Origin of the sequence: Gluconobacter sp. DsW_058 (assembly GCF_002153615.1) — a bacterium.
Taxonomy (GTDB): Bacteria; Pseudomonadota; Alphaproteobacteria; order Acetobacterales; family Acetobacteraceae; genus Gluconobacter; species Gluconobacter cerinus.
In genome coordinates this window covers 83,887-94,008 of the sequence record NZ_JOPH01000041.1, presented here as the reverse complement: position 1 = coordinate 94,008, position 10,122 = coordinate 83,887, and the positions used below count along the sequence as shown (strand labels likewise).

The following is a 10,122-nucleotide window of genomic DNA, read 5'->3' as shown; positions in this document are numbered from 1 at the left end:
CGATCAGAAATCACAGACAGGGCTGTTCATCCGAACTGTCGGTATCACCCGGGCCACCATGAGGATCGGTCTCGCCAATATCGTCTATAATATGCGTCGCTTCCTCTTCCTCGAAAGATTGAGTGCGAGCGCGTAGTCATCCACCGGGAGCCCTCCCCCGATCTGCTCAAAACGCAGATCAAAAGTGACCCAAAGAACCGTCAATCAAATCGACAAAAGCCTGAAATCACCAGCCAAGCGTATTAGTCAAAGGTTCTTCGATCCCCCCACCTCATAAATCACGTTATAGTGATAATTAAATCTCTTTTATATGTTATTTTTTATGTGATGTTTTGATGTCTGCGCGTTTCCGGCCATAAAGCGGGAACTTCAGGCCCGGCTCCAGCAAAAAGCGAGATTTCCCGTTGAGTGCACAGTCCCCAGACACACAGTCGCCCCGCCCTCAAATCCGCGACGCAGAAGCTACAAAAAACCGGATTCTGGAGGCCGCAAAAAAAGAGTTTGCAAAAAACGGCCTTGAAGGGGCTCGCGTCGACGCAATCGCGCTGAAAGCCAATGCCAATAAGCGCATGATTTATCACTATTTTGAAAGTAAAGAAAAACTCTTCCAGACAGTTCTGGAAAATGCCTATTTCGATATTCGCGAATCTGAAAAAAAGCTGGACCTGGATAGCTTAGATCCACGAGAAGCCCTTGAACGACACGTCCGTTTTACCTGGAACTATTACATCCGGAATCCTGAATTCATTTCACTGGTGAATAGCGAAAATCTGGCACAGGCCCGACATTTAAAGTCTTCAGAAACCGTCAAGATTGTCAGCAGACGCTTCGTCGGACTCGTTGACACGATTTTAAAGCGCGGTGTGGCGCAAGGACTTTTCCGAGAGGGCGTTGACCCGGTCCAGCTCAATATCACTATAGCAGCCGTCAGCTACTACTACTTCACCAACCAGTATACAGGATCGATCATTTTTGAACGGGAGTTGATGTCGGAGGCTGCTCAGGCAGAGCGCATTCGCTTTAACATCGAGACGATTTTGAGAATTGTTTCTCTGTGAGCCTTAGCCCCAAAATTCACTGAGCGAGAAAACGCGTTTTCTGGGCCAGTTAAGCCTAAGAATTTTAATTAAGCATCATATTTTAAGAAGAAAAGACTGGTGCTGCTGGACAGGATTGAACTGTCGACCTCTCCCTTACCAAGGGAGTGCTCTACCACTGAGCTACAGCAGCAGTACCGGTGCCTTGGCGCGCTTCGTATCTCTTCAGCGCGCCAAGTGCAACCCCCTTAATCGTCGCGATGTACCTTTTCCATGCGCTCGTGACGTTCCTGAGCGTCAATAGAAAGCGTAGCAATCGGACGTGCTTCCAGGCGCTTCAGACCAATAGGCTCGCCGGTTTCCTCACAGAAACCGTAGCTTCCGTCTTCGATCCGGAGCAGAGCCATATTGATCTTGGCAATAAGCTTACGCGCACGGTCACGGGTTCTCAGCTCGAAAGCACGATCCGTTTCGACGCTTGCACGGTCTGTAATGTCAGATTCATGAATCCCGCCTTCTGAGAGGCTGGCGAGTGTGCCGTCAGCCTCTTTCAGCAGGTCCGCACGCCAGCGCAGAAGTTTCTGCCTGAAGTACTCCACCTGGAGGGGGTTCATGAATTCTTCTTCGTCGGAAGGGGTATAATCCGGCGGTAGCGTAATCATGCGCATCCAATCCCAGCTAATCCGCCAACGTCCGATCGATAGCCGCGGGCGATAACGCGCGGCTTATAGCCATCACAGATCATTTCGCCAACCCCGTAGATCTTTATTCCGTATCTCCTTCAACCGCAGAATTCCGCGCCCGTGTTAGGTGTTTCTTTACGATACCGCGTCATCCTGAGTGTCAAAGGGTCTTTGTTACAGTTTAACCCGTCAGGATTTCACTGAACTTTCATGTCTGTCCTCTTCAGCTCTCATCCAATTTTTCGGCGCCTAACCGCTATTTTCTGCGCTTTTATCTTGGGCGTCCCGTCTCTGACGCTGGCTGCCACTGTCCGCATCAAGGACATCACGGACATGGAAGGCGTCAGAACCAACCAGTTGATTGGCTATGGCCTCGTGGTCGGTCTCAACGGCACAGGGGACCGGCTGACAAATTCCATTTTTACCCGAGAGACTCTGATTTCCATGCTCAACCGTCTCGGCGTCAACATTCGGGATCAGGAGACACAGTTACAGACTCATGACGTCGCAGCAGTCATGGTCACGGCGGACCTACCGACGTTTGCCCATGGCGGAAATCGGATTGACGTCACAGTCTCTGCCGCTGGGGATTCCTCATCGCTCACAGGGGGAACACTCCTCGTGACCCCCCTCATGGCAGCAGATGGGGAAGTTTACGCCGTCGCGCAGGGTAGTCTGGCGACAAATGCCTTCAGTGCCCGCGGTGCTGCTGCTTCCGTGACGCGCAACGTTCCAACCAGTGGCCATATCGCAAATGGTGCGGTTGTGGAGCGTGAGGTTCCGTTCGATCTCAGTCACCGCAAAAACCTGCATCTCAGCCTACGGAACCCTGATCTGACGACAGCAAGCCGAATGGCAGCCGTTATCAACCGCACAATAGGTCCCATCGCTGTTGTCGAAGACCCTCGAACAGTCCTGCTGGACCTCAGTTCCCGTGACCCGGTCCCCACGCTGTCTCGCATTGGAGACCTGCTAGTGACGCCCGACAACCCAGCCAAGGTCATCGTGGACGAAGCCAGCGGAACAATTATCATGGGCGCTGACGTACGTGTCAGCACAGTGGCGGTTGCGCAGGGCAATCTGACCGTTCAGATCACGGAAACCCCACAGGTTTCTCAGCCTGGGCCGTTTTCAAACGGCCAGACCGCTGTTGTCCCTCGTACCAATGTCAAAGTTGATACTGGCAAGAATAACCATTTAGCCGTTCTTCCGGGTGGAACGACTTTACGGGAACTGGTGTCGGGCCTGAATGCACTCGGCGTTGGCCCTCGTGACATGATCAGTATTCTGCAGGCTATCAAAGCAGATGGAGCCCTGCAGGCAGAGCTGGAGATGCGCTGATGACCGTCTCAGATCTACCGTCGTTATCACAGGGCTATGCCCTGCATGACAATGCCCCCGATGCTGCCAAGACCCTCAAGGCAGCGAGGGATTTTGAATCCATGACCATCAACCAGATGCTTCAACCCATGTTCCAATCCAGCGATGACAGTCAGAATATGTTCAGCGGAGGAGCAGGAGAGCAGCAATTCCGTCCCATGCTGGTCGAGCAGATTGCGAAGCAGATGGAAAATAACGGCGGCCTGGGCATGACGGACGCTATCAATCGGCAAATGCTGGCTATGCAGGAACAGAAATGATGACCACGTCCATCATTACGGCAATGGAAGAGCTCATTGCGATTCTGGCACTTGAAAACAATGCTCTGTCAGAAGCACGACTTCCTGACGCTTTGAAGCTTATCCCTCAGAAGCAGGCTGCCGCGACAAAACTGGAGACGGCAATCGCAACCGCCTCTGAAAAGGATGCCTGCGCCTTTACTGGCACACCTCTCCTCCCCGAGCACAGTAGTCTCCTGGAAAAGATGATTACACTGGGCAAGCGTAATGGCGAGTTGCTCCAGCACGCAATTTCCTCGCAGAAACGCGTCATAGAGCTGCTGACGACTTTTCCATCGTCAGAAATGGTGCAGAGCTACGGGCATAAAGGGGCTTACGCCCATGAAGAGGGAAAACGTCAGGCACTGTTTGTCAGCCGTGCCTGATCAGGATGGAATCAGTCTTCCGCCAGGACCTGCCGACTAACTTTGACCTTGGCAACACGACGACGATCCATTTCGAGCACTTCGAAAAGCCATCCTTCGAAAGCAACCTTATCGCCTCTGGCCGGAACACGGCGCAACAGGGCCAGTATCACCCCACCCAAGGTATGATAGCTGCCACCCCCTGGGAGCTCGGGTAAATCAAGACGCGAGCGCAGTTCATCGGCCGGCATGAAACCTTCAAACAGGTATTCATCTCCCCCCTCAGCGGCCTGAAGCTCGAAGGAATTGGCTTCGGTTTTCTCTTCACCGACGATGGCCTCGAAAACGTCAGACGGCGTCACGATACCTTCAAAAGACCCGTATTCGTCCAGAACGAAAGTTATGCCGATATTCACGCCGCGCAGGCGTTCAATCATGTCCTGAGCGCTCAGACTGTCAGGAATGACAGGTGGCTCCCGCAATGCTGCCTCAATGGACACCGGCATTCCCAGCAACAGACGATCCATGATGTCTTTGGCCAGAATGACACCAACCGGATGATCGACGTCTCCCTCACACACCACAATACGCGCATAGGATGACTGCCTGAGCTTGCGCACGAGCGTTTCCTGATCAGCGTGCCGATCCACCCAGAACAGCTCATTACGAGGTGTCATGATGGCACGGACGGGACGGTCAGCCAGCCGGAGCAGGCGTTCGATCATGGCCTGTTCGTCCGTTTCCAGAACGCCCGCGCGTGCGCCTTCAGCCAGAACCGCTCGGAGTTCTTCCTCCGTCACAGCGGCACGGGTCAGAGGTCCGACACGAAGCAGGCGCAGTACAAGCGATGACGTGCCGCTCAGAAGCCACACGACAGGCTGAGCGACGCGGGCAACGACCACCAGGAGCCAAGACAGGCGAGACGCGATGATCTCAGGCTGCTGCAAGGCAATCTGTTTGGGAACCAGCTCACCAAATACCAGCATCGCAAAAGTTATGATCGCCACGACCAGAACAATCGAGAGCTCACCCGCAAAGGGGTGCAGAGCGGGAACGGTTGCTATCCAGTCCCGGATGTTGGCTTCAATCTGGCTACCACCAAACGTACCTTCCAGAATCGAAACCAGCGTCATGCCGATCTGAACGGTAGGAAGAAACGCATGCGGGTCTTCCGCAAGACGGAGTGCTGCGGGCGCGCCGCGGAAACCCTGCTTTGCAAGGACTTCCAGCCGGGGGCGCTTGGCTGAAATAAGTGCCAGCTCTCCCATGGCAAAAACAGCGTTCAGAAGAATAAGCAGGCAAATAACAAAGATCGGGGTCAACATGGTCCGGCCGGAGTAATGAGACCCTGATGATAGTCAGGACTGCCGTTCGACACCATGACATTCATGCCACACTCGTGGTTCTGTATGACAGAATACAAAAAAACCGGCCTTGAAGGCCGGTCTTTCTGCATAATCCAGTCCAAAAAAGACTGTGTCAGTCAGCTGCGTCAGCTGCCGCAGCCACAGTATTGGCTGCCGGGCGGCCATTTACACGGACACGCGGACCACGCGCCGGCTTGCCACCTGTCGTGATTTTTTCCATCTGCTGCTCAACCTGCGCTTCATAGCCGTATTCGGCAGGGCGCTGGTTGGCGAGCGAGATTTCCGGAACCATCGGCTTTTCAGTTTCCGGTCCGAACAGTGCGACCTTGGCGATGTGCCAGGGACGACGAACGGCATCCATCACAGCCGTGGATTCGTAGCCTGAGTGAACCATGCAGTCAGCGCATTTCTCGTATGCGCCGGTACCATACTTCTCCCACTCGGTATCGTCCATCAGCTCTTTGAAGGTTTTGGCATAGCCTTCACCCAGCAGATAGCAGGGACGCTGCCAGCCAAACACGGTACGGAGCGGCTTGCCCCATGGCGTGCAGTGGTAGTTCTCGTTGCCAGCCAGGAAGTTCAGGAACAGCGGCGACTGTGTGAAGCGCCACTTCTTGCCCTTACCCAGACGGAAGACATCGCGGAAAAGCTGCTTGGTCTTCTGGCGGTTCAGGAAGTGAGCCTGATCCGGAGCGCGCTCATAGGCGTAACCCGGAGCCGTCATGATGCCATCAACGCCCAGAGCCATGACTTCATCGAAGAACGCAGCCAGACGCTCAGGAACCGCACCATCAAAGACCGTGCAGTTGATGGAAACGCGGAAGCCACGCGCCTTGGCGGCCCGGATTGCTGCCGTCGCCTTCTCGAACACGCCGTCCTGACAGACCGACGAGTCATGCATCAGCTTGTCGCCGTCCAGATGCACGTCCCAGGAGAAGAAGTGGGATGGCTCGTAATCGTCGAGCTTCTTCTCAAGGAGAAGACCGTTTGTGCAAAGGTAAACGTACTTCTTGCGCGCAATCAGACCCTTGATGATCTGCGGCATTTCCTTGTGCAGAAGGGGTTCACCACCTGCAACGGCAATGACGGGGGCGTCTGCTTCCGTGTCGGCATCCAGACATTCCTGCAAGCTCATGCGCTGGTTCAGGATCTGTGCCGGGTAGTCGATTTTACCACAACCGGCACACGCCAGATTGCAGCGGAACAGCGGTTCGAGCATCAGGACCAGCGGATATCGCTTGCGGCCCGTGAGGTGCTGCTTGACAACGTACCGTCCGACTCGGACAGCCTGCATCAAAGGAACGGCCATTATAATCCTCTGGTTCTAGCCACCGACAGTGTGCGCCATGACAGCGCGCCGGGGCCCTAAACATCTGAATGAGGCCCGTATGGCCTAGGCAATGTCGGTTTGTGTTAACCGGCACCGAGAAGGCGCATCGGACTCTTGATTGACTGGCTATAGCCTCATTGCCATGTGGGCCTCAATGTCGTTGGTTGCAATTCTATGTAGTGATGTGGCCATTCGACCACAGAACGATTTCCGCATCCGGCGGTTGATACCGTGCAGCAAGAGCATGACCTCTTGCATAAAACGTCTCAGAGGACGAAAGCATGACCATGAATTCCCGATTTGCCCAGAACGCGACTCTGTCCCTTCTTGTGACCAGCCTCTTCGCAGGCGTCCCGGTGGCAGCAGCGCAAGCCCAGACCGCCCCAGCAGCCAGCGAAAGCTCTGCATCCGCGCCAGCCGCGCCAATTCAGGGTTTGTATGATGCTCTGAAAACTGCGCAGACAACGGGCAAGACCGCACAGCAACGCGCCACAATGATTGCGCCGGCCGTTGACCATGCATTTGATCTTGAGGCCATTCTGCGTCGCTCTGTGGGGGTGCGCTATAATAATCTGAGCGCAGCTGATCGTACCCGTCTGCTTGGATCGTTCCGTCAGTTCACAATCGCGCGATATGCATCTTCTTTCAAACCGGGAAGCAACGCTGTCTTCACTATCCTGCCGCAGACCCGCCCTAACCCAACGGGTGGCCAGATTGTGGATACGACCATTGGCGGCGGTTCTGATGGTGGCACGCCAATTGATTACATCATGACGAGTGGCCCCTCAGGCTGGCGCATCACAGACATTCTTCTGGATGCCCATATTAGCCAGGTTGCCGCACAACGTGCCGATTTCGGCGGCGCTCTGTCTCAGGGCGGCGCAAGCGGTCTTGCAGATCTGCTGGACCGGAAAACGACCAAATTCCTGCATGATTGAGTCCCGCGCGGCTACGAAGCTCTTCCTTCCTGATGTGAAGGGGAGATAAAAGACCGCCGTGCCTTCACCTCTCTCCATTGCAGCTGGCTTCTGTACACTCGTATCTGTAGCTGGAAATATTCAGGCCCTTACGGGGGCGACCCTTCTTGCACGTTTCCGCACGCGGGAACGTCGAGAGGACGAGGCCGTCCGCATGTCGGGCAGGCATTGGCCAGCTGTTACAGTACTCAAGCCTCTTCACGGCAATGAGCCTTTGCTCCGCGAAGCGCTTGAGAGTGTCTTCGCGCAGGACTATCCGGACTTCCAGATTGTCTTTGGCGTTCACGACGAAGCCGATACGGCTCTGTCTGTTGTGCAGGATCTTCGTCAGAAATATCCTCAGATCCCAGTCAGCATTGTGATCAATGCTGAGGAACACGGTCCGAACCGGAAAGTCAGCAACCTCATCAACATGTTCGATGAGGGGCGCCACGATGTTCTGGTCATTTCAGACTCTGATATTCACTGCGCTCCGACTTATTTGAAGCACGTCGTTTCCAGCCTCGAAGCTCCAGGTGTCGGACTTGTGACGACTCTTTATGCCGGGCGCACAGCTGGGGGAACGCTGGTCCAGCAACTTGGCGCCTGTCAGATCAACCACAATTTCCTGCCAGGCGTGATGATGTCACGTCTGCTGGGTCGTCAGGACTGTCTGGGCGCCACCATGGCTCTCACACGACAGACACTGACTGACATTGGCGGCTTGGAAGCTCTGGTCGATCACGTGGCGGACGATGCTGAACTTGGTCAGCTTGTCCGTCAGCGTGGTCAGGGCATCGCCATTGCGCCGTCCCTCACCCATACCACTGTTGGCGAACACACCCTCAGCGAGTTGCTCTCCCACGAGTTACGCTGGGGCAGAACCGTCAAGAATGTGGAACCCGTTGGCTATGGCCTGTCTTCCATTCAGCTTCCGCTGTTCTGGGCCGTCACAGCCGTTCTTTTTCGTCCCAATACATGGTGGACCTGGCTTCTGCTGGGGCTGACCTGGGTCATTCGTGGCCTTGGAAGCCGCATTATAGACCGTGCAACGGAGTGTCCTTTGCCCGCTGCAATCCCTCTTCTGGTCATCCGTGACTGGCTCTCCGCAGCCATCATGGTGGGCAGTGCAAGAGGGTCACGCGTTGCATGGCGCGGCAGAACGGTCCATATCGCCCGAAGAAAACGTAAATCTTCGGCGCGCGCCACAGCGTTCCAGTCTGGCGCCACCACCCACAGGAGTGTCCGATCATGATGAGAACCCTTTTTCTCCAGCCTCCTTCCTTCGACGGCTTCGATGGTGGTGCTGGTTCCCGTTATCAGGCCAAGCGTGAAATCAAGTCTTTCTGGTTTCCAACATGGCTGGCTCAACCGGCAGCTCTGGTGCCCGGCTCCCGCCTGATCGACGCCCCCCCGGCGAAGATGGGCATGGATCCGATCCTTGAGGACGTGAAGAATCGCGACCTCGTCGTCATGCACACCTCCACGCCGTCCTTCGCATCAGACGTCCGCGTGGCGCAGATGATCAAGGACGCCAACCCGAAGATCATGATCGGCATGGTCGGCGCCAAGGTTGCCGTGCAGCCTGACGAGAGCATGAGACAGGGTGGCCCGATCGACTTCGTGGCGCGCAACGAGTTCGATTTCACAATCAAGGAAATCGCCGAGGGCAAGCCGCTGGCGGAAGTGGACGGCATCACCTGGCGTAACGCTGACGGCGAGATCATCGCGAACAAAGAACGCGCGATGATCGAGGACATGGACAGCCTTCCGTTCGTAACGGAAGTCTACAAGCGTGATCTCAACATCAACGACTACTTCATCGGCTATCTGAAGCACCCGTACATTTCCATCTACACGGGTCGTGGCTGCAAATCCCGCTGCACGTTCTGCCTGTGGCCGCAGACGGTTGGCGGCCATCGCTACCGCACGCGTAGCCCGGAGCATGTTGCTGCCGAGATCCGTCTCGCCAAGCAGTACTTCCCGGACGTGCAGGAATTCATGTTCGATGATGACACCTTCACGGACGATCTGCCGCGCGCCGAAGCGATTGCCCGTGAAATGGGCAAGCTGGGCGTTACGTGGTCCTGCAATGCCAAGGCGAACGTCCCTTACGACACGCTGAAGATCATGAAGGAAAACGGCCTGCGTCTTCTCCTCGTGGGTTATGAGAGCGGCAACCAGCAGATCCTTCACAACATCAAGAAGGGCATGCGCGTCGAAGTCGCCAAGGAATTCACGAAGAACTGCCACAAGCTGGGCATCAAGATCCATGGCACGTTCATTGTCGGCCTGCCGGGCGAAACGAAGGAAACCATTCAGGAAACCATTGCTTTCGCCAAGGAAATCAACCCGCACACGCTGCAGGTTTCCCTGGCCGCTCCTTATCCGGGCACGGCACTCCACAAGCAGGCAACCGAGAATGGCTGGCTGAACGTCGATGCGGCCGAGCTGATTGACGAGAACGGTGTGCAGATTGCTCCCCTGCACTACCCGCACCTGTCACACACGGAAATCTTTGAAAGCGTCGAGGAGTTCTACCGGAAGTTCTATTTCCGCGGTTCCAAGATCGCTTCCATTCTGAACGAGATGATCCGCAGCCCGCAGATGATGAAGCGTCGTCTGCGCGAAGGTGTGGAATTCTTCCAGTTCCTCAAGGACCGTCACGCGGCCTGAGACCGTCCCTGACGGCCTCGTTTTCTCGAAAAGGGGCATGGCTTGACGGC

Annotated in this window: 10 protein-coding genes, 1 tRNA gene and 1 pseudogene; 8 read left to right on the top strand and 4 right to left on the bottom strand. The window is 55.5% G+C overall.

All coding sequences use genetic code 11. The features are described from left to right. Both HK24_RS13460 and HK24_RS09345 read left to right on the top strand, forming a co-directional pair. A pseudogene (locus tag HK24_RS13460) lies at positions 1-136 on the top strand (IS5/IS1182 family transposase); the annotation flags it as partial. Between the two features lie 268 nt (positions 137-404). Continuing rightward, positions 405-1,058 (top strand): TetR/AcrR family transcriptional regulator, encoded by a 654-nt coding sequence (locus HK24_RS09345; RefSeq protein WP_086634244.1) that lies wholly within the window; start codon positions 405-407, stop codon positions 1,056-1,058. A gap of 97 nt (positions 1,059-1,155) precedes the next feature. Here the strand turns inward: HK24_RS09345 and HK24_RS09340 are convergent. Then, a tRNA-Thr gene (locus HK24_RS09340) sits at positions 1,156-1,230 on the bottom strand. Between the two features lie 55 nt (positions 1,231-1,285). After that, positions 1,286-1,699 (bottom strand): RNA polymerase-binding protein DksA, encoded by a 414-nt coding sequence (dksA, locus tag HK24_RS09335; protein ID WP_046900902.1) that lies wholly within the window; start codon positions 1,697-1,699, stop codon positions 1,286-1,288. A gap of 231 nt (positions 1,700-1,930) precedes the next feature. Between dksA and HK24_RS09330 the strand changes: the two genes are divergently transcribed. The 3 genes from HK24_RS09330 to HK24_RS09320 are packed head-to-tail and all read left to right on the top strand — an operon-like array spanning position 1,931 to position 3,764. Beyond that, positions 1,931-3,061 carry a flagellar basal body P-ring protein FlgI gene (locus HK24_RS09330; RefSeq protein WP_086634243.1) on the top strand — a complete coding sequence of 377 codons (1,131 nt, stop codon included), beginning with the start codon at positions 1,931-1,933 and terminating at the stop codon, positions 3,059-3,061. Next, a complete protein-coding gene (locus HK24_RS09325; protein ID WP_086634242.1) occupies positions 3,061-3,360 on the top strand; it encodes a rod-binding protein in 300 nt (99 codons plus the stop codon). The genes HK24_RS09330 and HK24_RS09325 overlap by 1 nt, the downstream gene beginning before the upstream one ends. Then, positions 3,357-3,764, top strand: coding sequence for a flagellar protein FlgN (locus HK24_RS09320; protein WP_233126204.1), 408 nt, complete (start codon positions 3,357-3,359; stop codon positions 3,762-3,764). Before HK24_RS09325 ends, HK24_RS09320 begins: the two co-directional genes overlap by 4 nt. An 11-nt stretch (positions 3,765-3,775) precedes the next feature. On the opposite strand, the gene HK24_RS09315 is transcribed toward HK24_RS09320, so the two are convergent. Beyond that, entirely contained in the window at positions 3,776-5,068 is a 1,293-nt protein-coding gene (locus HK24_RS09315; protein ID WP_064273570.1) for a hemolysin family protein, read from the bottom strand. A gap of 154 nt (positions 5,069-5,222) precedes the next feature. After that, positions 5,223-6,419: an adenosyl-hopene transferase HpnH gene (hpnH, locus tag HK24_RS09310; RefSeq protein ID WP_086634241.1), complete on the bottom strand. Its 1,197-nt coding sequence runs from the start codon at positions 6,417-6,419 to the stop codon at positions 5,223-5,225. A 302-nt stretch (positions 6,420-6,721) separates the two neighbouring features. On the opposite strand from hpnH, the gene HK24_RS09305 reads away from it, so the two are divergent. Genes HK24_RS09305 through hpnJ form a run of 3 tightly spaced genes read left to right on the top strand, consistent with a single transcriptional unit; the run spans position 6,722 to position 10,072 of the window. Next, positions 6,722-7,378: an ABC transporter substrate-binding protein gene (locus HK24_RS09305; protein WP_086634240.1), complete on the top strand. Its 657-nt coding sequence runs from the start codon at positions 6,722-6,724 to the stop codon at positions 7,376-7,378. Positions 7,379-7,436: 58 nt separating this feature from the next. Then, positions 7,437-8,651 carry a bacteriohopanetetrol glucosamine biosynthesis glycosyltransferase HpnI gene (hpnI, locus tag HK24_RS09300; protein WP_086634239.1) on the top strand — a complete coding sequence of 405 codons (1,215 nt, stop codon included), beginning with the start codon at positions 7,437-7,439 and terminating at the stop codon, positions 8,649-8,651. Beyond that, entirely contained in the window at positions 8,648-10,072 is a 1,425-nt protein-coding gene (hpnJ, locus tag HK24_RS09295) for a hopanoid biosynthesis associated radical SAM protein HpnJ (protein ID WP_086634238.1), read from the top strand. Before hpnI ends, hpnJ begins: the two co-directional genes overlap by 4 nt. Positions 10,073-10,122: the final 50 nt, after the last annotated feature.

Coding starts and splice junctions, on each gene's coding strand:
- HK24_RS09320 (WP_233126204.1), top strand. CDS start 3,357: ATGATGACCACGTCCATCATTACGGCAATGGAAGAGCTCATTGCGATT.
- HK24_RS09325 (WP_086634242.1), top strand. CDS start 3,061: ATGACCGTCTCAGATCTACCGTCGTTATCACAGGGCTATGCCCTGCAT.
- HK24_RS09315 (WP_064273570.1), bottom strand. CDS start 5,068: ATGTTGACCCCGATCTTTGTTATTTGCCTGCTTATTCTTCTGAACGCT.
- HK24_RS09305 (WP_086634240.1), top strand. CDS start 6,722: ATGACCATGAATTCCCGATTTGCCCAGAACGCGACTCTGTCCCTTCTT.
- HK24_RS09330 (WP_086634243.1), top strand. CDS start 1,931: ATGTCTGTCCTCTTCAGCTCTCATCCAATTTTTCGGCGCCTAACCGCT.
- dksA (WP_046900902.1), bottom strand. CDS start 1,699: ATGATTACGCTACCGCCGGATTATACCCCTTCCGACGAAGAAGAATTC.
- hpnH (WP_086634241.1), bottom strand. CDS start 6,419: ATGGCCGTTCCTTTGATGCAGGCTGTCCGAGTCGGACGGTACGTTGTC.
- hpnJ (WP_086634238.1), top strand. CDS start 8,648: ATGATGAGAACCCTTTTTCTCCAGCCTCCTTCCTTCGACGGCTTCGAT.